This is a genomic window from Streptomyces sp. NPDC059695, from assembly GCF_042733785.1.
Lineage (GTDB): Bacteria > Actinomycetota > Actinomycetes > Streptomycetales > Streptomycetaceae > Streptomyces.
Genome location: NZ_JBHWFF010000008.1, coordinates 93,572 through 113,485 on the forward strand (window position 1 = coordinate 93,572; position 19,914 = coordinate 113,485).

The 19,914-nt window shown below is 71.3% G+C and carries 22 protein-coding genes and 1 pseudogene; 13 read left to right on the forward strand and 10 right to left on the reverse strand.

Annotated features, from left to right (window positions below):
* Positions 1 to 17: 17 nt before the first annotated feature.
* Positions 18 to 911 carry an LLM class flavin-dependent oxidoreductase gene (locus ACFV2S_RS12485; RefSeq protein WP_385556930.1) on the reverse strand — a complete coding sequence of 298 codons (894 nt, stop codon included), beginning with the start codon at positions 909 to 911 and terminating at the stop codon, positions 18 to 20.
* A 101-nt stretch (positions 912 to 1,012) separates the two neighbouring features.
* On the opposite strand from ACFV2S_RS12485, the gene ACFV2S_RS12490 reads away from it, so the two are divergent.
* The 4 genes from ACFV2S_RS12490 to ACFV2S_RS12505 are packed head-to-tail and all read left to right on the forward strand — an operon-like array spanning position 1,013 to position 3,287.
* A complete protein-coding gene (locus ACFV2S_RS12490) occupies positions 1,013 to 1,324 on the forward strand; it encodes a hypothetical protein (protein ID WP_385556932.1) in 312 nt (103 codons plus the stop codon).
* A gap of 52 nt (positions 1,325 to 1,376) precedes the next feature.
* Entirely contained in the window at positions 1,377 to 2,585 is a 1,209-nt protein-coding gene (locus tag ACFV2S_RS12495) for a hypothetical protein (protein WP_385556934.1), read from the forward strand.
* Between the two features lie 55 nt (positions 2,586 to 2,640).
* A complete protein-coding gene (locus ACFV2S_RS12500) occupies positions 2,641 to 2,889 on the forward strand; it encodes a hypothetical protein (RefSeq protein ID WP_385556937.1) in 249 nt (82 codons plus the stop codon).
* On the forward strand, positions 2,886 to 3,287 hold the full coding sequence (locus tag ACFV2S_RS12505; RefSeq protein WP_385556940.1) for a DNA-binding protein: 402 nt from the start codon (positions 2,886 to 2,888) through the stop codon (positions 3,285 to 3,287). The genes ACFV2S_RS12500 and ACFV2S_RS12505 overlap by 4 nt, the downstream gene beginning before the upstream one ends.
* 50 nt (positions 3,288 to 3,337) lie before the next feature.
* On the opposite strand, the pseudogene ACFV2S_RS12510 reads toward ACFV2S_RS12505, so the two are convergent.
* A pseudogene (locus ACFV2S_RS12510) lies at positions 3,338 to 3,580 on the reverse strand (LLM class flavin-dependent oxidoreductase); the annotation flags it as partial.
* A gap of 46 nt (positions 3,581 to 3,626) precedes the next feature.
* Positions 3,627 to 4,538 (reverse strand): serine/threonine-protein kinase, encoded by a 912-nt coding sequence (locus ACFV2S_RS12515; protein WP_385556943.1) that lies wholly within the window; start codon positions 4,536 to 4,538, stop codon positions 3,627 to 3,629.
* Positions 4,539 to 4,624: 86 nt separating this feature from the next.
* On the opposite strand from ACFV2S_RS12515, the gene ACFV2S_RS12520 reads away from it, so the two are divergent.
* From ACFV2S_RS12520 to ACFV2S_RS12530, 3 genes are all read left to right on the forward strand, one after another.
* Entirely contained in the window at positions 4,625 to 5,170 is a 546-nt protein-coding gene (locus ACFV2S_RS12520; RefSeq protein WP_385556946.1) for an RNA polymerase sigma factor, read from the forward strand.
* Complete coding sequence (locus ACFV2S_RS12525; protein ID WP_385556949.1) at positions 5,167 to 6,009, forward strand: hypothetical protein; 843 nt, start codon at positions 5,167 to 5,169, stop codon at positions 6,007 to 6,009. The genes ACFV2S_RS12520 and ACFV2S_RS12525 overlap by 4 nt, the downstream gene beginning before the upstream one ends.
* Before the next feature lie 94 nt (positions 6,010 to 6,103).
* Complete coding sequence (locus ACFV2S_RS12530) at positions 6,104 to 6,796, forward strand: hypothetical protein (RefSeq protein WP_385556952.1); 693 nt, start codon at positions 6,104 to 6,106, stop codon at positions 6,794 to 6,796.
* 43 nt (positions 6,797 to 6,839) lie between these two features.
* On the opposite strand, the gene ACFV2S_RS12535 is transcribed toward ACFV2S_RS12530, so the two are convergent.
* From ACFV2S_RS12535 to ACFV2S_RS12555, 5 genes are all read right to left on the reverse strand, one after another.
* Positions 6,840 to 7,292 (reverse strand): hypothetical protein, encoded by a 453-nt coding sequence (locus ACFV2S_RS12535; RefSeq protein ID WP_385556955.1) that lies wholly within the window; start codon positions 7,290 to 7,292, stop codon positions 6,840 to 6,842.
* A gap of 15 nt (positions 7,293 to 7,307) precedes the next feature.
* The gene (locus ACFV2S_RS12540; protein ID WP_385556958.1) at positions 7,308 to 7,868 is read right to left on the reverse strand and encodes an RNA 2'-phosphotransferase; all 561 of its coding nucleotides are present in this window, start codon (positions 7,866 to 7,868) and stop codon (positions 7,308 to 7,310) included.
* 129 nt (positions 7,869 to 7,997) lie between these two features.
* Entirely contained in the window at positions 7,998 to 8,960 is a 963-nt protein-coding gene (locus ACFV2S_RS12545) for a MerR family transcriptional regulator (RefSeq protein ID WP_385556961.1), read from the reverse strand.
* Positions 8,961 to 9,100: 140 nt separating this feature from the next.
* A complete protein-coding gene (locus ACFV2S_RS12550; RefSeq protein WP_385556963.1) occupies positions 9,101 to 10,903 on the reverse strand; it encodes an SDR family oxidoreductase in 1,803 nt (600 codons plus the stop codon).
* Positions 10,903 to 11,748 (reverse strand): M24 family metallopeptidase, encoded by an 846-nt coding sequence (locus ACFV2S_RS12555; protein WP_385556966.1) that lies wholly within the window; start codon positions 11,746 to 11,748, stop codon positions 10,903 to 10,905. The genes ACFV2S_RS12550 and ACFV2S_RS12555 overlap by 1 nt, the downstream gene beginning before the upstream one ends.
* Before the next feature lie 263 nt (positions 11,749 to 12,011).
* Between ACFV2S_RS12555 and ACFV2S_RS12560 the strand changes: the two genes are divergently transcribed.
* The 4 genes from ACFV2S_RS12560 to ACFV2S_RS12575 are packed head-to-tail and all read left to right on the forward strand — an operon-like array spanning position 12,012 to position 15,550.
* A complete protein-coding gene (locus ACFV2S_RS12560) occupies positions 12,012 to 12,968 on the forward strand; it encodes an ABC transporter ATP-binding protein (RefSeq protein WP_383785743.1) in 957 nt (318 codons plus the stop codon).
* Positions 12,965 to 13,855 carry an ABC transporter permease gene (locus tag ACFV2S_RS12565; protein WP_385556969.1) on the forward strand — a complete coding sequence of 297 codons (891 nt, stop codon included), beginning with the start codon at positions 12,965 to 12,967 and terminating at the stop codon, positions 13,853 to 13,855. Before ACFV2S_RS12560 ends, ACFV2S_RS12565 begins: the two co-directional genes overlap by 4 nt.
* A 49-nt stretch (positions 13,856 to 13,904) precedes the next feature.
* Positions 13,905 to 14,816, forward strand: coding sequence for an ABC transporter ATP-binding protein (locus ACFV2S_RS12570; protein WP_385556972.1), 912 nt, complete (start codon positions 13,905 to 13,907; stop codon positions 14,814 to 14,816).
* Positions 14,817 to 14,830: 14 nt separating this feature from the next.
* Complete coding sequence (locus ACFV2S_RS12575) at positions 14,831 to 15,550, forward strand: ABC transporter permease (RefSeq protein ID WP_383785728.1); 720 nt, start codon at positions 14,831 to 14,833, stop codon at positions 15,548 to 15,550.
* A 7-nt stretch (positions 15,551 to 15,557) separates the two neighbouring features.
* Here the strand turns inward: ACFV2S_RS12575 and ACFV2S_RS12580 are convergent, their stop codons facing one another.
* On the reverse strand, positions 15,558 to 16,823 hold the full coding sequence (locus ACFV2S_RS12580) for a CynX/NimT family MFS transporter (protein WP_385556975.1): 1,266 nt from the start codon (positions 16,821 to 16,823) through the stop codon (positions 15,558 to 15,560).
* A complete protein-coding gene (locus ACFV2S_RS12585; RefSeq protein ID WP_385556978.1) occupies positions 16,820 to 17,503 on the reverse strand; it encodes a FadR/GntR family transcriptional regulator in 684 nt (227 codons plus the stop codon). Before ACFV2S_RS12585 ends, ACFV2S_RS12580 begins: the two co-directional genes overlap by 4 nt.
* Positions 17,504 to 17,626: 123 nt before the next feature.
* On the opposite strand from ACFV2S_RS12585, the gene lpdA reads away from it, so the two are divergent.
* On the forward strand, positions 17,627 to 19,030 hold the full coding sequence (gene lpdA, locus ACFV2S_RS12590) for a dihydrolipoyl dehydrogenase (protein ID WP_385556981.1): 1,404 nt from the start codon (positions 17,627 to 17,629) through the stop codon (positions 19,028 to 19,030).
* A gap of 35 nt (positions 19,031 to 19,065) precedes the next feature.
* Positions 19,066 to 19,740, forward strand: a complete 675-nt coding sequence (locus ACFV2S_RS12595) for a rhomboid-like protein (RefSeq protein WP_385556984.1) — start codon at positions 19,066 to 19,068, stop codon at positions 19,738 to 19,740.
* Positions 19,741 to 19,914: the final 174 nt, after the last annotated feature.

Here is a 19,914-nt window from a genome sequence, read left to right on the forward strand (position 1 = left end):
CGGGTCGGGGGAGGGGCTCAGCCCAGCTGGGCCGCCGCCTCCGTGGCGATCTTCTCGAAGACGGTCTGGTCCGCGGCGAAGTCCGAGTCCGCGATCGGCCAGTGGATCACGAGCTCGGTGAAGCCGAGCTCACGGTGGCGCCCGGCGAAGTCGACGAACGCGTCCACGGACTCCAGCGGCCGGGCCCGGTCCGGCGTGAAGCCGGTCAGCAGGATCTTGTCGAGCCCGGCGACGTCCCGGCCGGACTCGGCGCAGGCCTTGCCGAGCTTCTCGACCTGGCCGCGCAGGGCCGCCACCGACTGCTCCGGCGTGCCCTCCTCGTACAGCTTCGGGTCACCGGTCGTCACCCATGCCTGCCCGTACCGCGCGGCCAGCCTCAGCCCGCGCGGCCCGGTCGCCGCCACCGCGAAGGGCAGCCGCGGGCGCTGGACGCAGCCGGGGACGTTCCGCGCCTCGTCGGCGGAGTAGAACGTGCCCCGCTCGGTGACCGCGTCCTCGGTGAGGAGGCGGTCGAGCAGCGCCACGAACTCGCCGAACCGGTCGGCGCGCTCCTTCGGCGTCCACGCCTCCTGCCCGAGCGCGGTGGCGTCGAAGCCGTTGCCGCCCGCGCCGATGCCGAGGGTGATCCGCCCGCCGGAGACGTCGTCCAGCGTGATCAGCTCCTTGGCGAGCGTGACCGGGTGCCGGAAGTTCGGCGAGGTCACGAGGGTACCCAATCGCATACTCTGTGTGACCTCCGCTGCGGCTGTGAGCGTGGGGATGGCACCGAACCACGGCCCGTCCCGGAACGACCGCCACGACAGGTGGTCGTACGTGTACGCGGCGTGGAAGCCGAGGCCTTCGGCCCGCCGCCAGATCTTCTGCCCTTCGGCCCATCGGTGGATGGGGAGGATCACCGTGCTCAGACGCATGACCTCGACGATACGCGGGCCTCCCGCCGTCACGGATATGCCGGCGGAGCAGATTCGGGAAGCCACGCTGACGTCGCGATGAGGGCCGCTACCGTGGCGTCATGAGCACGCTGGACAGGGCCGAGCTTGAGGCCATGATCGACGAGGCGACGGTGGACGCCTACGGCGAGGACGAGCAGCGGACCAGTCTGTTCACCATGCTTGAGGAATGCCTCGCTCTGCCCTTCACCGCCACGGTTCTCGGCGTCGAGGTGACGGTGTGCGGCATCGACCGCACGCCCGACGGCAGGATCGTCGCCTTGTGCTCTCGCGGTCGCGTCCGGCAGTCGATCGGGATCCTGGATCTGCCGTTGCCCAGCCCGGCGCCCGAGGGGGCGGAGTGGATCGAGGCGTACCGCCACTGGGCCGGTTGAGGCCGGACCCCTCCCACTTCACGCGGAACTGGCTCGTACGAAAGGGCTGAACGTGGCTGAGGCCGCACAGGGCGCGCATCAGGGTGCCCATGAACTTTCATTGGTTGATCTCATCGAGCGCAGCGCCGAATTGAAGGGGCGGCTGGTCACCTTCGCGCAGAGCGCCCGCTTCGACCGCTGGTTGACGCACCTCCTGCTGGAGGCCGCTGGGCCTGAAGGGCTGTTGGACGAGGGTGAGGCGATCCGGATCACCGATCACTTCATCCTTCGATACCGCCTGCCGGACGGGTCGACCGTTGTGGACCGGTTTGTCGCAGGCCGGAAGGATTTGACCACGGCCGACCGGGAGATGCTCCTCGGCTGGCGTGACCCGGTCGAGGGCGTCTTCGAGATCCGGCGCAAGGACGGGGATGCCGTCGTCCTGCTCAACCTTGTCGACGACCTGGAGTACCGCACGTACTCGAACGTAGGACGGGCGGCGTTCCGCGGAGTGTCCAAGGGAGGATTCCTCCACACCTGCCTGGTACCCGTCCACTCGGCCGACGGTGCGTGGTTGGTGTCCGGGGCAATGACGAGCTATCCCAGATCCAGCGCCACCGAGATCGCCCAAGCAGCTCTGCAACTGGCCACGCACGACCCCGAGCTGGTCTTCCGCAACCCTGAGAAGATCGAGCAGGGGTGGCAGCGGATGAGGGAGGATCGTGCCGCGTTCGTCGAGTTCTGCGGTGGCGACGAACTGGTCCTTCCGCCTGCCGAAGCCGAGGACCTCCTCAACGCCTACTACCGCCACCACCAACAGGCCGTCGTCGCCGCACAGCCCAGCCGTGCCCGACGGAGGCGGCTCCCCGGCCTGGACCTGCCCCTCTTCGAGCTGCCGTCAGAACTGGCGGACTCGGACACCATCGGCGTCATCTACGACCAGGTCGAAGGGCTCAACTTCTACGCCGACTACGGGATGCTGCGGGACCTCTTCGCCGATCCGACCCTCGCGGGCCGCAAGCGGCACCAGGACCTGCTGCGCACGTACCTGCGCGAGGAGTCGATCACTCCACTGCCGATCCGTCGTCTGGCCGCCGCTCAGCCGGAGACCGTAGACGCGGTGTTCCGGAAGCTCCTGCGGAAGCCGGGATTCACTTGGAGCGAGCACGGCGATGCGCTGCTGCGCCGGCGCAAGCCCTGGTACCACGAGAGCGACCCGCGCCCCGGGGTGTCCGTCATCGGCAACCGTCTGAGTGAGCTGCTGGGCGCGGGACGGCGCTGAGCTCGTACGCGGAGAAGCCCGGCGAGCAGCGCGCATACCGCAGTATGCTGACTCCATGGCTGATACGACCCGCATCACGGTCACACTGCCCACCGAGCAGGTGGCGGAGCTGAAGAGGCTCACGGACAACGTCTCCGGCTATGTTGCGGAGGCGGTTGCCCGCCAGATCAGACACCAGCTGCTCGGTGAGGAACTGCGCCGCTATGAGGAGGAACACGGCGCGTTCACTGACGAGGAGCTGGCTGCGGCCCAGACCAGAATCTTGGGCAAGGCCGAGTACGAGGAGTCGGCGAGCGCCGCGTGAACCATCGCATTGAGACCGTCGTACTGGACTCCCAAGGGTTGTCCGCCTGGATCTCGCAGGACCGGGCCGTGCTCGCGATGATCCGGTCCTTCCATTCGATGGCTGCCGATCTCGTCGTCTGCGCCAACACCATCGTGGAGGTCATGCACGCCCGGGTGAACACCCCCCGACTGAACTGGATCCTTTCCCAGGTCAAGGTGGAAGCGGTGACCGAGCAGGCGGCCAGAGCCGCCACCGTTCTGCTGAAAGAGGCCGGCCTGCACGGCCACAAGTACGCGATCGATGCCACCGTCGCCGAGCTCGCGCTCCGCCAGCCAGGCCCGGTGGCCATGCTTACGTCGGACGTCGACGACATGGCCAAGCTGTGCGGTAACCGCGTCCGACTCATCGCGATCTGATCTGCTCCGGGCGGGACCAAGACGCCCCTGACGCACGTCTTCCCAGGTCAGACCGTGATAGGTGAACAATGCTTGACTGAGGTCACGAGGGTGCCGAGCCGGAGCCGCTCGGTGGCCGTCGCCGCCGCGGTGAGCGTGGGCAGCGCGCCGAACCACGGGCCGTCGCGGAAGCTCCGCCAGGAGAGGTGGTCGTAGGTGTACGCGGCGTGGAACCCGAGGTCTTCGGCCCGCCGCCAGATCTTCTGTCCCTCGCTCCATCGGTGGATGGGGAGGATCACGGTGCTCAGACGCATACCACCGACCCTACGGCAGCCGTCGCCGGCCGGTTCCCCGTCGGATTCAGCGCTGCAGCCAGCTCAGCAGGGTCGTCGCCGTGAACACCGCGCCCGACGCCAGACCGACCGCGCGCGGAGTCAGCCACCCGGCGCCCTCCCGGGGCCGGGCCTGCGGGACCGGAGTCAGCAGAGCGTCGGCGAAGGCCTGGGCGGTCGGCGGCCGGTCCGCCGGCTCGACGGACATCGCGGCCCGCAGCAGGAGGTCGACGTGGGGTGGGAGCTCCGTCCCGGCCGGGAGCGCCGGCAGCGTCGAGGCGGTCGGCTGGTCGGTCATCAGAGCGGTGGCGCGACCGCCCGCGCCGAACGGCTTCCTTCCGGTCAGCAGCTCGTAGGCCACGACGGCCAGCGCGTACACGTCGGCCCTCCCGTCGAACCCGCCGGTCTGAAAGGCCTGTTCCGGTGCCATGTACGCCGGCGTGCCCGTGGTCACCGTCAGTCCGGACGCGTCGGCCAGTTGCTTCGCGCTGCCCAGATCAGCCACCAGCACCGCGGCGGGCGCGGGGCCGGTGGAGAGCAGCAGGTTGGACGGCTTGACGTCGCGGTGGACCACACCCGCCTCGTGCAGGACCTGGACCGCGTAGCCCGCCTCCGCGGCCAGCCGCAGCGCCTCCTGCGGGTCGCAGTGCCCGACCCGGTCCGCCAGGGTGCCGCCGCGCACGTAGTCCATGACGAAGTAGGGCTGGTCCTCCTGCACCCCGACGTCGTGCACTCGGACCACCCGCGGGCTGGCGATGCGGCGGAGCAGCCTCGCCTCCGTCAGGAACCGCTCGCGCACATCGGCGTTGGCGGCCCAGTTCTCGGCCAGCACCTTCACCGCGACCTCGGTGTCGAGCTCCGGATCGTAGGCCTTCCAGACCGTCGCGAAGGAGCCGGCTCCGAGCCGGTCCAGGAGGAGGTAACGGCCGAGCTTGCGCATGTGGCAGCATTCTGCCGGAGTCGGCGGGGGCATGGAACGCCCACTCGACGGGTGGGATGCCAGGCGGTACGAAACGGGGGGTCCGGATGTTCGAGGAAGCCGAGCTGGAACGGCTCGTGACGGCTGCTCAGGCGGGGGACCCGGGGTCGATGGAGTACCTGCTGGCGAAACTGCGGCCGGTGGTGCTGCGCCGCTGCTCGCGCTTCCTCCCCCACCACGCGGACGCCGAGGAGGCCGCGCAGGACGCGCTCCTGTCCATCAGCAAGCACCTGGGCGAGTACGGCGGCCACGGCTCCTTCCTCGGCTGGGTGACGGTGATCGCCTCGAACGCCGCCCGGTCGACCTACCGCTCGATGCGCCGCCGCGCCGAGGAGAGCCACGCCGACCTCCCCGAGTCCGTCGACCCGCGCACCACCAGTGTCATCGCCGGGACCCGGCTCGACCTGATGGAGGCGCTGGCCGCGCTGGAGCAGCAGCACCCCGCCCTGGTGGAGTCCTTCGTGCTGCGCGACCTGGGCGACCTGACCTACGCCCAGGTGGCCGAGGAGCTGGCCGCCCCGCTGGGCACGGTCAAGGACCGGATCCACCAGGCCCGCCGCTTCATGCGCGAGCGCCTGGTCACCGGTCTGTGAACGGCGGAACCGTGACCGGCGGCGGCCGCGCCGTCGTCCGGTTCCGGTCCGCCGTCGCGGCCCTGGCCGCAGCCGCCGCGCTCGGTCTTGTGACCGGCCGGTACGTCCTGCCGCCGCCCTCCGGCGCCGAGGCGCACCCGGCAGCGCGGTCGGGTCCCGCGGTCGGCGGGGCGTCCCGGGGCGGGACCGCTCCCGCGAAGCCCGGCGGGTCCGTCCCGACGCCCTCGGCCTCCGGCTCCGCCTCGCCGCGCGGCGCGACCGGGCCCGTGACGGCGGCGAACCTCCTGCAGCCGGCGGCGTTCGCCCCGGACGCCGGTACCGGGCGGATCCACGTCACCGACCGGTACGGCGACGGGCATTACGCCAACTCGGCCTGCACCGGGGAGAAGACCCTCATGGAGACCCTGGGCGGGCCGGGCGCCCACTTCCGCGGACTGATGACCAGCACCCGCACCGACCCGAGCGACCCCACGCTGGCCCTGGACATCGCCGACCAGGTCGCCCGCCAGGTCGCCGCCGAGGCCCGGAGCCCTTCCCTGGCGCAGAACTTCGCCCAGCGCCTGCTGCTGGAGCAGGTGCCCTGCCAGGAGGAGACGCCAGGGCACTGGGTCTACGGGAGGACCCGGACGCTGCAGCTCGCCCCGGACGTCACCGCGAGCTGGATGGGCGCCTACCAGGGATCCCTCAACACCACCGGCACGGCACCCGAGGGCGAGGAGCCCTGCGGCGGCATCGCCGTGCTGCGCAGCGGCACCCACTACGGGCTGCTGGAGGTCAACGCCTGCCTGGGGACGGACGCGATGAACCGCGTCGTCAGGACCGCTCTGTCACAGCTGTGAAACAGCGGTTCGGGGCTCCAACTTTCCCTCCCCCCGCGGCATCTCCCCGGTTGTACGAGGACGCAGCAGGCGTCCCGACCAGCAGGGGGACCACATGACCGAGAACCAGGCCGTCCAGCAGAAGTCCGTTCGCCGCAACCGGGTCGCCGCCGCGGCCTGCTTCGCCGCCGCGCTGATCACGGCCAGCGTCGTCGGCACCCAGTCGGCCAGCGCCGACGCGGCCGCAAACCGCGCCGCCGCCGCCCGCCCGGCCGCGGTCGCGGCCGTCGCGCCCGGACTCGGCTCCGCCCGCCTCGTCCAGAGCGAGGACCTCCTCCAGAAGGGCCTGAAGCCGGTCGGCGCGACCGTTGAGCTGACCGGACGCCAGGCGCTGTCCGCGTGCTCCGGCGAGGAGACGATGCGTGACCTGACCAAGGGCGCGGCCACCGGGTACGCGTCCGTGACCTGGACCCTGGACACCGACGGCATGCTGACGGAGTCGGCCGCGAGCGCCCCCACCGGTATCTCGGCCGCCCTGTGGGAGAAGCAGCTCGTCGCGCTCGTCCAGGACTGCCAGGACGAGCCCGCCGGCCACTGGTACTACGGCACGGCCCACACCCTGACCACCACCGGCGGCACCGCCCACTGGTACCCGGCCCACAACGGCGACGGCACCGTCAGCGGCGGGGTCGCGGTCCTGCGCAGCGGCAACAGGGTGGCCATCGCCGAGCTCTCCGGCCGGCCCACCGCCGCCCCGAGCCAGGTCGAAGGCATCGCCGCCGCGGCGCTGAAGCGCCTCTCCTCCTGAACGGCCGCCCGGGGGACGGGCCGTGCCTCCGGGCGCACGGCGGTCAGCGGACGCGGGCGCTCATCCAGGGGGTGAGGGTGGAGCCCGTGACCAGCTCCTTGTACGTCTCGTCGCCGGGCAGCGGGACGATCAGCCACCAGCCCGGCGGGAAGAACCGTCCCTTCACATGGGCGAGGCCGCCGTGGACGGAGCGGAGGAAGGCGGGGACGGCGTCGCGCGGCACATCCGCGAACGCGATGCCGTCCACGGTGATCAGGGCGTCGTCCTCGGGGAAGACCTGGATCGTGACCGAGGGGGACCCGCCCAGTTCGACGTAGGCCTCGTGCGGCAGGGATCCGTCCGGGTCGAGCACGGCGAACGCGCCGGCGGAGGTGCGCCGGGAGGTCCGGTCCGCGCCGATGTCGTCGGTCACCGTCATCTCCAGGTGGAACTCCCGGGCGATCTCACGGATCGCGGTGACGGCCGCTTCGGTGCTGGGCAGGTGCAGGTGAGCCATGCGGTCGATCCTGCCTCAGGAGGGGAAGCGGAGGAACTCCGGCGGGACGGCGTCGGTCAGCCAGACCCCGTTGGCGCTGACGTGGAAGACGTGCCCGGCCCGGTGCATGGCTCCGGCGTCGACGCTCAGCACGACGGGCCGTCCCCGGCGCGCGCCGACCCTTGTCGCCGTCTCCCGGTCGGGGGAGAGGTGCACGTGGTGGCGGGCCATGGGCCGCAGTCCCTCGGCCCGGATCGCGGAGAGCCGGTCGGCGACCGTACCGTGGTAGAGGTACGCGGGCGGTGCCGCGGCCGGCAGGCCGAGGTCGATCTCGACGGTGTGGCCCTGGCTCGCGCGGATGTGGGTGCCCTCGATCGCGAAGCGCTTCTTGTCGTTGGTCGCGACGACGTGGTCGAGTTCTTCGCGGGTGATCGGGAAACCGTGCTCCGCGGTGGCCCTGAGCAGGGCCTCGATCTCGGTCCAGCCGTGTGCGTCGAGGACGAGTCCGATGCGCTCGGGCTGGTGGCGCAGATGCTTGGAGAGGTATTTGGAGACCTTCACCGTGCGCCGGTCGTCGGGTGATTGTCTTCGGTTCATTCCGTCAGGATGCCGGAGCGTGAAACTCCTCACCATCGAATTCACGTGGACAGGTTTGATCCACAACCAACCTGAGTTATCCACAGGGTAGTTGGCAATTCTGTGGACAACAGGCTTGCGTTTTCAGTCTTATTGATCAAATGTGTGTACTGTGTGGTGATTTGAGGCAAGGGTGTCCAATGTCCTTTTGTGGACCTCGCGTTCCGCGGCTGCCGCGATGAACGCCTCGACGTCCTCCGCGCCAACCAGGCTCTGGACGGCCCGTATCGTCCCGGCCGGAAGTGTCACCGCGCGCGGCTGACCGTCCTTCATCTGCGGCGGGTCCGGGGACAGGTGGATCTGGAGGTGACGGGTCGCCAGCAGGCGCATGGCGCGGGCCAGTTCGGCGTCCACCGTCTGCTGGGCGAGCGGTCTGAGCCGCCGCACCATCGTCGCCGCCTCGTTCGCGTCCGCGTCCGTCGGCGGCCGGTGCTCCAGATACCGCGCGAAGACGTGTTCCGTCGTGAACTCCAGGAAGCGGGAGGCGATGTGCTCGACCTGATCGCGAAGTTCCCTCAGGTGGCCGGTGATCGCCGCGAGCGGGACCCCCGCCGCGTACAACTCGGCCGCCACCGCGAGCTCTTGCGGGCTCGGCACGAGGTACTCCTCGCCCTCCCGGTCCGGCAGCCGCTCCAGGACGCCGAGCTCGACGGCCTCCCGGATCGCCTCCTCGTCCGGCGTGCCGCCGAAACGGGCGTCCAGCTCCGCACGGGAGATCCGGTCCGCCTCCTCGTCCGTCCACGGCCCGTGGACCTCCGCGACCAGGCCCAGCACTCCGCCGAGTCCCCGGCCCGTGTCCCACGCCTCCAGGAGCTCCTTGATCGACGCCAGGGTGTAGCCCCGGTCCAGGAGATCGGCGATCTGCCGGAGCCGCGCGAGGTGCGCGTCCCCGTACACGTTCGACCTGCCCCGCCGCTCGGGACGGGGCAGCAGACCGCGGTCCTGGTAGGCGCGGATCGTCCGGACCGTGGCCCCGCTGTGATGGGCGAGATCCTCGATCCGGTACTCCGGCTGTGCTGACTGCTCGGACAAACCCGCTCCCACCGACCGCATCCGCCACCCCGCAGCCGCGGGGCCCCTCCTGGGAGGGATCGTACGGCCGCCGCCCGTGCCCCGGCGCCGGGAGTCGGCCGCCTTCCGGGCCCCGCCGCGGGAACCGAGCCCGTCAGGGGCCGCCCCGGGCCGCGCCCCGCCTACGCCGGCGGCTGCCAGCGGGCCAGGGCCCGCAGGGCGCCCGGGCTCAGCCGGGACAGGACGTGGGCGCCCCGCGCCTCGGGAGTGACCGGCACGACGGCACGGTCGTGCAGCACCGCCCCGAGGATCGCGTCCGCGACCTTCTCCGGCGGGTAGTTCCGCAGCCCGTACAGCCGGGAGGCCTTCCGCTGCCTCCGCTTCTCCTCCGCCGCGTCCGTGACCCCGGCGAACCGCGCGGTCGCCGTGATGTTGGTGTTGACGATGCCGGGGCATATCGCCGACACACCGATGCCCCGGTCGGCCAGTTCGGCGCGCAGGCACTCGCTGAGCATCAGCACCGCGGCCTTCGACGTGCTGTACGCGGGCAGCGCCCGGGAGGGCTGGAAGGCCGCCGCCGAAGCGGTGTTGACGATGTGGCCGCCCTGGCCGCGCGCGGTCATCTGCGCCCCGAAGAAGCGGCAACCGTGGATGACTCCCCACAGGTTGACGTCCAGGACCCGCTTCCACTCCTCGGCCGAGGTGTCGAAGAACGACCCGGTGAGCCCGATGCCCGCGTTGTTGACCAGGACGTCCACGATCCCGTACTCGCTCGCCACCTTGGCGGCCAGCTTCTCCATCTCCTGCTCGTCGGAGACGTCGGCCTCCTCGCCCCAGGCCTCCGGGGCGCCGATCAGGCGGGCCATCTCGGCCGTGCGGGCCGCCCCCTGGGCGTCCCGGTCCACGGCCACCACCCGGGCGCCCGCCTCCGCGAACGCGAAGGCGGTGGCCCGGCCGATGCCGCTCGCCGCCCCGGTGACCAGAACGAGCTGGCCGCCGAACCGCTCCGCGTACTCCGGCTTCACGCCGCCCTTCGCGGCCGTCGCCGCGACCGGCTTCGGCGCCCTGGTGGCCGCGTCCTCGTTGGCCCGGACGAACTCCGCGATCCACGCGGACAGCTGGTCCGGCCGGGTGCGCGGCACCCAGTGCTTGGCGGGCAGGGTGCGCCGGGTCAGGTCCGGCACCCAGGAGCCCAGGTCGTCGTAGAGCCGCTCGGAGAGGAAGGCGTCACCGGTCGGCGTGATCAGCTGCACGGGCGCGTGCGCGTACGCGTCGGGGCGGGGCCGGCCCAGGCGGGCCCGGACGTTGTCCCGGTAGAGCCAGGCGCCGTGGGCCGCGTCGCTCGGCAGGGAGGGCGTCGGGTAGTCCCCGGCCGGTACCTTCTCCATCCGCTCCAGGAGCTTCGGCCAGCGCCTGCCGAGCGGCCCCCGCCAGGCGAGCTCGGGCAGCACGGGCGTGTGCAGCATGTACACGTACCAGGACTTGGCGCCCTGGCCGAGGAGCTGGCCGACCCGGCGCGGGGTGGGCCGGGTCATCCGCTGCTTGATCCAGTGCCCGAAGTGGTCGAGGGAGGGCCCCGACATCGAGGTGAAGGAGGCGATCCGGCCCTCGGTGCGGGGCACGGTGGCGAACTCCCAGGACTGCACCGACCCCCAGTCGTGCCCGACGAGGTGGACGGGCCGGTCCGGGCTGACGGCGTCGGCGACCGCCAGGAAGTCGTCCGTCAGCTTCTCCAGGGTGAAGCCGCCGCGCAGCGGGGCCGGCGCCGTCGACCGTCCGTGGCCCCTGACGTCGTACAGCACCACGTGGAAGTCCTCGGCCAGGCGGGCCGCGACCTCCGACCACACCTCCTTGGAGTCCGGGTACCCGTGCACCAGAAGGACGGTCGGCCGGTCCGCGTCGCCGAGCTCGGCGACGCACAGCTCGATCCCGCCCGTCCTGACCCAGCGCTCCCGCGCCCCTTCAAGCCCGGCGATTGCCGCCATCAGACCGCTCCCTCGTTCCAGCGCCGCACGTGCGGCAGATCGTCGTCCAGCCAGAAAGCACTCTGCTCGGGGTCCCGGGAGTCGGTGACGACCAGGATCTCCTCGAACTTCGCGCCCGTCCCCCGGAATCCGAGGTGGGGCTCGACCGCCCAGAGCCCGGGCCTGGGCGGATGGTCGGAGAACCTGTACGGCGACCAGAGCGGCGACCAGCCGTCCCGGTGGCCGTGCACGGCGTCGCTCGCGAGGCCCTTGAGCGACTGGGTGCCGAAGCCGAAGAGCGTCGGAGCCCAGCGGCGCTCCTTCACCCGGTCGATCTTGTGGGCTATGACGCCGAAGGGGTAGGCCCGGTGCCGGTTGGCGTACCCCTGGCGGACCATGAGCCGGTCCACGTCCTCGTATATCTCGCGCAGCGTCCGGCGCTCGCGCACCTCGCGCAGGATCAGCTCGCGGTGGGCCTCCAGGTCGGCGAGCAGCTTGTCGTGCAGCGGGTTGAGGCCGAGGCAGCCGCTGTAGCCGATGTCCGCCGTGTACCCCTTGTGGACCGGTGCCATGTCGAGGATGAACGGCATCCCCGCCTCCAGGCGGCGGTTCGTGGGGAAGAACTGCAGCGGGATCCTGAAGTCCACGAAGGCCGTGCGGTCCCCGAACCAGGCGAACGGCCGGTGGAACCAGTCCCGCACGCCCCGCTCGTACAGCCACTCCCGCTGCATCCGGGCGGCCTCGCGCTCCGTCACACCCGGCTTGAGCTGGGCCGCGACGGCTTCCGCGCACGCGTAGGAGAGCCGCTGGACTTCCCTGAACCCCCGCAGCTCCGCGGAGAGTTCCCCTGTCACTGCTGAGGCCATGCCACCCGCCGTCCCGTGTGAGCGCCCGACTGCGCTACGCGTCCGTAACTTGACACCGATGAATGTGACAATGCCCGGCGGCTGCGTCAAGGGGTCGGACCGCGGCCCTGTGGAAAAGTCCGCCGGAACGACCGACCGAAGGCCCGGGGAAAAAGACTTTCGTCGCGACGCCCCTACGGGCTTGTACTCCTGTAGTCGGAGAGAGATCGAGCCGTTGGGCTGACGACTGCTGTGGCGCACGCCACTACCGTCGAAGCGTGACTGTGATCGCGACCGAAAGCCTCAGCAAGCGGTTCCCCCGGGTGACCGCTCTCGACCGGCTCTCCCTGGACATCGGGCCCGGTGTGACCGGACTGGTGGGTGCCAACGGAGCCGGCAAGTCCACGATGATCAAGATCCTCCTCGGGCTCTCCCCCGCCACGGAGGGCAGCGCCCGGGTCCTGGACCTCGACGTGCGGACCCACGGCCCCGAGATCCGTGAGCGCGTCGGGTACATGCCCGAGCACGACTGCCTCCCGCCGGACGTCTCGGCGACCGAGTTCGTCGTCCACATGGCGCGGATGTCCGGGCTTCCGGCGACCGCCGCCCGCGAGCGGACCGCCGACACCCTGCGCCACGTCGGCCTGTACGAGGAGCGCTACCGCCCCATCGGCGGCTACTCGACGGGCATGAAGCAGCGGGTGAAGCTGGCGCAGGCGCTGGTCCACGACCCGAAGCTGGTCCTCCTCGACGAGCCGACCAACGGCCTCGACCCGGTCGGCCGCGACGAGATGCTCGGACTGATCCGCCGGGTCTGGACCGACTTCGGCATCTCCGTCCTCGTCACCTCGCACCTCCTCGGCGAGCTGGAGCGCACCTGCGACCACGTCGTCGTCATCGACGGCGGCCGGCTGCTGCGCTCCAGCTCCACCAGCGACTTCACCCGCACCACCACGACCCTCGCGGTGGAGGTCACCGACTCCGACCTCCACCCCGACGGCACGGGCGCCCTCCGTGGCGCCCTCGCCGCCGCCGGCGTGACGATCCACGCGGGCGTGGAGGACGGCCTCCCGGGCGCCGGCCACATCCTGCTCCTGGAGGCGGCCGGCGAGGAGACGTACGACCTCGTGCGGGACACCGTCGCCGGCCTCGGCCTCGGTCTGGTCCGCATGGAACAGCGCCGCCACCACATCGCCGAGGTCTTCAAGGCGACGGACCAGGAGGAGGTGCCGGCTCGATGAGCTCCCAGGCCCCCGACACGACCCAGATCCACAACATCGGCTACCGGTCCTACGACGGTCCGCGCCTCGGCCGGGCGTACGCGCGCAGGTCGCTGTTCTCGCAGTCGCTGCGCGGCGCGTACGGCCTGGGCCGCAGCGCCAAGTCCAAGGTGCTGCCGATGCTGCTCTTCGCGGTGATGTGCGTCCCGGCACTGATCATCGTCGCGGTCGCGGTCGTCACCAAGCAGTCCAAGCTGGCGATCGAGTACACGCAGTACGCGCTCTTCCTCCAGGTCGTCATCAGCATCTACCTGGCCTCGCAGGCGCCGCAGTCCGTCTCGCGCGACCTCCGGTTCCGGACGGTGCCGCTGTACTTCTCCCGTCCGATCGAGCGCGCGGACTACGTCCTCTCCAAGTTCGGCGCGATGGCCTCGGCGCTCTTCGTCCTCACCGCCGCCCCGCTGCTGATCCTCTGGATCGGCTCGCTCCTCGCCAAGATGGACTTCGTCGAGCAGACCAAGATGTTCGGCCAGGGACTCGTCTCGGTGGCCCTGCTGTCCCTGCTCTTCGGCGGCATCGGTCTCGTCATGGCGGCCCTCACCCCGCGGCGCGGCTTCGGCGTCGCCGCCGTGATCGCCGTCCTGACGATCTCGTACGGGGCCGTCTCCACCCTCATGGGCATCGCCTACGCCACGGACAACGAGGGCGCCATCCAGTGGCTCGGCCTGTTCTCGCCGATGACCCTCGTCGACGGCGTCCAGACCGCCTTCCTCGGCGCGCCGACCGGCTTCCCCGACGGCGGGGGCCCGGGCGCCGGTGTCGGCCTCGTCTACCTCCTGGCCGTCCTCGCGCTCATCGCCGGCTCGTACGGCGTCCTGATGCGCCGCTACCGAAAGGTGGGGCTGTGACCGCCCTTCCGTCGCCCGCCACCACCCTTCTAAGGAATGGGCCGCGCCCATGAGCATCCTCTCCATCGACCATGTCTCCCGCTGGTTCGGGAACGTCGTGGCAGTGAACGACGTCACGATGACGGTGGGCCCGGGCGTCACCGGCCTCCTCGGCCCCAACGGCGCCGGGAAGTCCACCCTCATCAACATGATGGGCGGCTTCCTCGACCCCTCCACCGGCAGCGTCACCCTCGACGGCCAGACGATCTGGGGCAACGAGTCGGTCTACCGCGAGATCGGCGTCGTACCCGAGCGGGAGGCGATGTACGACTTCCTCTCCGGACGCGAGTTCGTCCTGGCCAACGCCGAACTGCAGGGCCTCGGCGCCAAGGAGGCCCAGCGGGCCCTGGCCACCGTCGAGATGGAGTACGCGCAGGACCGCAAGATCTCCACGTACAGCAAGGGCATGCGGCAGCGCGTGAAGATGGCCTCGGCCCTCGTCCACGAGCCGTCCGTGCTGCTGCTCGACGAGCCGTTCAACGGCATGGACCCGCGCCAGCGCATGCAGCTGATGGACCTGCTGCGGCGGATGGGCGCGGACGGGCGGACGGTCCTGTTCTCCTCCCACATCCTGGAGGAGGTCGAGCAGCTCGCCTCGCACATCGAGGTGATCGTGGCCGGGCGGCACGCGGCCTCCGGCGACTTCCGCAGGATCCGCCGGCTGATGACGGACCGGCCGCACCGCTACCTCGTCCGCTCCAGCGACGACCGGGCCCTCGCCGCCGCCCTGATCGCCGACCCGTCCACGGCCGGCATCGAGGTCGACCACGCGGAGGGCGGACTGCGCGTGCAGGCGGTGGACTTCGGACGGTTCACGGAGCTGCTCCCGCAGGTCGCGAAGGAGCGCGGGATCCGCCTCCTCACGGTCTCGCCGTCCGACGAGTCCCTCGAATCGGTCTTCTCGTACCTCGTAGCGGCCTGAAAGGAGCCTGACCGATGTACAACCCCACAGTCGCCCGGCTCACCTACCGGGCCCTCCTCGGCCGCCGCAGGGCGCTGATCCTCTTCCTGCTGCCCGGCATGCTGCTGCTCATCGCGGCGGCGGTCCGCGCGTTCAACGGCGCCGACGACCAGGTCGCGGCCGACGTCCTCGGCGGGTTCGCGCTGGCCACGATGGTGCCCCTGATCGGCGTGATCGCCGGGACGGGCGCGATCGGACCCGAGATCGACGACGGCTCGATCGTCTATCTGCTGTCCAAGCCGGTGAAGCGGCCCACGATCATCTTCACGAAGCTGATCGTGGCGATCGCGGTGACCATGGTGTTCTCCGCCGTCCCGACGCTGATCGCCGGCTTCATCCTCAACGGCAACGGCCAGCAGGTGGCCGTCGCCTACACGGTGGCGGCGCTCGTCGCCTCGATCGCCTACAGCGCCCTGTTCCTGCTGCTCGGCACCGTCAGCCGGCACGCCGTGGTGATCGGTCTGGTCTACGCCCTGGTGTGGGAGGCCCTGTTCGGCTCCCTGATCGCGGGCGCCAAGACCCTGAGCGTCCAGCAGTGGGCGCTGGCCCTCGCGGAGAAGGTCACCGGCGACGGCCTGGTCACCTCCGAGGTCGGCCTCACGACCGCGGTGACGCTCCTCGTCTCGGTCACGGTCGTGGCGACCTGGTTCGCCGGCCAGAAGCTGCGCAGGCTGACCCTGGCCGGCGAGGAGTAGGAGGCGCTCAGACCGTGCGGTTCCGGGCCGCGAGCAGGCCGACGGCGAGGGCCGCCGCGCAGACGCCGAGGACCACGCAGATCGGCAGGGTCCAGGAGCCGGTGGCCTGGTGGAGGGCGCCGGCCGCCAGCGGCCCGGCGGCGGCGAGCAGATAGCCGACTGTCTGGGCCATCCCGGACAGCCGGGCCGCCGTGGCCGCGTCCCCGGAGCGCAGCACGATCAGGGTCAGGGCGAGGCCGACGGCACCGCCCTGACCGACGCCGAGGACCGCCGACCAGAGCCAGGCGCCTTCCACGGGAGCGACCATCAGCCCGGCGTAGCCGGCCGCGACCAGGGTCGTCACCAGCACGATCAGCGGGCGCTGGCTGCGCATCCGGCCGGCGAGCAGCGGCACCGCGAAGGCTCCGGCGACCTGGATCAGGTTGTTGAAGGCGAAGATCACGCCGGCCGTGGAGCGGCTCATCCCGTGGTCGGTGAAGATCGTCGGCATCCAGGCGATCAGCACGTACGACCACAGCGACTGCAGGCCCATGAAGAGGGTGACCTGCCAGGCCAGCGCCGAGCGCCAGACGCTCACCGGGCGGGCGTCGCCGGCCGGGACGGCCCGGACCCCGTGTCCCGCTCGCCCCCGGACGATCAGGACCTGCGGAAGCCAGGCGAGAGCCGCGACCGCCGCGAGCAGCGACCAGAAGCCCAGGGAGCCCTCCCAGCCGCTGCCGAGCGCCTTCTCCAGCGGTACCGCGGCCGCCGCGGCGACCGTCGCACCGGCGATCATCGCGCCCGTGTAGAGCGAGGTCATCGAGGCGGCACGGTCCGGGAAGTCGCGCTTGATCAGACCCGGCATCAGCACGTTGAGCAGGGCGATGGCGGTGCCGACGAGGATCCCGCCGCCGTACAGCGCGTACACGGACGGCAGCACGCGCGCGAGGATGCCGACGGCGAGCAGCAGGAGCGCCGCGAACAGCACGCGTTCGGCCCCGAACCTGCGGCCGAGCCACGGCGCGACCAGGGCGCCCAGGCCGAGGAAGAGCACCGGCACCGAGGTGACGAGGGAGCTCGCCGTCGCCGAGAGCCCGAAGGCGGCGGATATCTCGCCGACCAGCGGCGCCACGCTGGCCAGCGCGACCCGCATGTTGAGCGAGGCCAGCACGATGCCGGCCAGGAGCACCGCCGGGTGCGCGAGCAGCGCGCGCCGGGCCGCCGTCCCCTCGGCCGGGGGCCGTACCCCGGCCTCGGCGTCGACGAGGACGCGGACCTCTTCCCCCGTCCTCATCGGCCCTGCTCCGTCAGCGCCGCGACTGTCTCCATCGGGACCCGCAGCAGCTCGCGGGCCTGCCGCTCCGCCGCCTCCGGGTCACCGGCCTCGACGGCCGCCACCAGGGCCTCGTGGGCGTCGATGTCGACGGGCGGCATCTCCCGGTCGCCGAGCGCCTCCACCAGGACCTCGTGGACCTGCGCGGAGAAGAAGCGGTACACCTCGACGAAGGCGGCGTTGTGGGTCGCGCCGACGATCGCGAGGTGGAAGGCGAGGTCCGCGTCCGCGTCCCGGTCGCCCTCCTCCCGCAGCGTGGTCAGGGCGGCCCGCAGCCGCAGCAGGTCGTGCGTGTCGTGCCGGGCGGCCGCGAGCCGGGCGGCCTCGGCCTCCAGAGCGACCCGCAGTTCGAGGACGTCGGCCGCGCCCGCGTGCCGGACCCCGCGGAGCACGGCGGCCGGGTCGGCGGTCGACCTGACGAAGGTGCCGTTGCCCTGGCGGGACTCCAGGAGGCCGGAGTGGACGAGGACCCGGACCGCCTCGCGGACGGTGTTGCGGCCCACGCCGAGCTGCTGGGCGAGCTCGTGCTCGGTCGGGATGCGGTCGCCGACCGCCCACTCCCCTTCGGTGAGCTGCGTGCGCAGCTGCTCCACCACGGAGTCCACCAGCGAGGTCCGCCCCGCCGCCTTGAGTGCCGCCATGCCGCTCGTACCCCTTCATTCGCCCGGTTGCCCAGTCATCCTACAACTGACCGGGCGGGGGGTTGCGGACTACTGTGGGGCCGTACGCGGACCGAACACCCTCACCACCCTCGGGAGTCAGTCATGTCAGACCGCTTCGACGTCGTCGTACTCGGAGCTGGCCCCGGCGGCTACGTCGCCGCCATCCGCGCCGCCCAGCTGGGCAAGCGGGTCGCGGTCGTCGAGGAGAAGTACTGGGGCGGTGTCTGCCTGAACGTCGGCTGCATCCCCACCAAGGCGCTGCTGCGCAACGCCGAGCTCGCCCACATCTTCAACCACGAGGCGAAGACCTTCGGCATCAAGGTCGACGGCACCGTCTCCTTCGACTACGGCGAGGCCTTCCGCCGCAGCCGCTCGGTCGCGGACGGCCGCGTCAAGGGCGTCCACTTCCTGATGAAGAAGAACGGCATCACGGAGTTCAACGGCCGGGGCACCTTCCTCGACGCGAACACCCTCCAGGTGGCCAAGGCCGACGGCACGTCGGAGACGGTCTCCTTCGACCACTGCATCATCGCCACCGGCGCCACCCCGCGCCTGCTCCCGGGCACGGCCCTGAGCGACCGCGTCGTCTCGTACGAGCAGCAGATCCTGGCCGAGGACGCCCCGCAGTCGATCGTCATCGCCGGCGCCGGTGCCATCGGCATCGAGTTCGCGTACGTGCTGAACAACTACGGCACCAAGGTCACGATCGTCGAGTTCCTCGACCGGATCGCGCCGCTGGAGGACGAGGAGGTGTCCAAGGAGCTGGCGAAGCAGTACCGCAAGCTGGGCATCGACGTCCTGGCCTCCACCCGCGTCGAGGCCATCGACGAGTCCGGTCCGCAGGTCCGCGTCACCGTCACCGGCAAGGACGGCGCCCAGAAGGTCCTGGAGGCCGACAAGGTCCTCCAGGCCATCGGCTTCGCCCCGAACGTCACCGGCTACGGCCTGGAGAACACCGGCGTCGCCCTGACCGAGCGCGGTGCGATCGACGTCGACGGCCGCTGCCGCACCTCCGTGCCGCACATCTACGCCATCGGTGACGTGACCGCGAAGCTGATGCTCGCGCACACCGCCGAGGCCATGGGCGTCATCGCGGCCGAGACCATCGGGGACGCCGAGACGATGGAGCTCGACTACCCGATGATCCCGCGCGCGACCTACTGCCAGCCGCAGATCGCCAGCTTCGGCTGGACCGAGGCGCAGGCCCGCGAGAAGGGCTACGACGTCAAGGTCGCCAAGTTCCCGTTCGTCGCGAACGGCAAGGCGCACGGCCTCGGCGACGCCACCGGCTTCGTCAAGATCATCGCCGACGGGACGCACGGCGAGATCATCGGCGCCCACCTGATCGGCCCCGACGTCACCGAGCTGCTGCCCGAGCTGACGCTGGCGCAGCAGTGGGACCTCACGGTCCACGAGGTGGCCCGGAACGTGCACGCGCACCCGACGCTGGGCGAGGCCGTGAAGGAAGCGATCCACGGTATTGCCGGACACATGATCAATTTCTGAGGTTTCTCCCAGGTCCGGGTGATAGGCACTGAAACGTGCCGAGCGATACCTCCCCGGGTGGCGAACCGTCCCGACCGATCAGGTCGTGGGTGCGTTCGTCACCCGGGACGCATGTGTGGCTGGCGGTCATCGCGATCACCAGCCTCGTCATCGCGCTCTCCCCGCACGGCCTGGAGACGTATCTCCTCCACCGGAACAGCAGCAACCTCCACCAGCTCTCGCGCCATCCCGTACGGGCCCTGCTGGGCAGTGCGTTCTGGATCGAGAACCCGGCCGACCTGCTTCTGTACGCGGTGCTGTTCGAGGTCCTCCACGCCCCCGTGGAGCGCTGGCTGGGCACCGCGAAATGGCTCTTCACCGTCGCCACCGCCCACATCGCGGCCACGCTCATCAGCCAGCAGGTGGTCCTGGCGGCCATCCAGCTCCACGACGTGCCGCGCAGCATGGCCCACGTCGTCGACATCGGCGTGAGCTACGGCCTCGCCGCCTCCGCCGGGATCCTGACCTACCGGCTGCCCAGGCCCTGGCGGTGGCTCTACCTCGCCGCCGTCCTCGCGTTCTTCCTCGTGCCGCTCGCCACCGACCGCACCTACACGGACCTCGGGCACGCGATCTCGCTGGCGATCGGCCTGGCCTGCTACCCGCTGACCAGGGGGGTTCCGCCCGGTGGAAAACCAGTCGCCGTCGAACGGCCTCCCGGCGCACACTAGTTGTACGCGGGGGACACGGGGGATCCCCCGGGCGCGGCCGCTTCGAGCGCGCGGACCACGGTCCGCGCGGGCCGCGACCCACGAATGGCCCCGCCGCGCCGGGTGCCGGGCGTGGTTCGGGGTGGCACCCGGCTCGGCGGCGAGAGGGGGGGCCAGCGGAACGCGGGTGGGGCG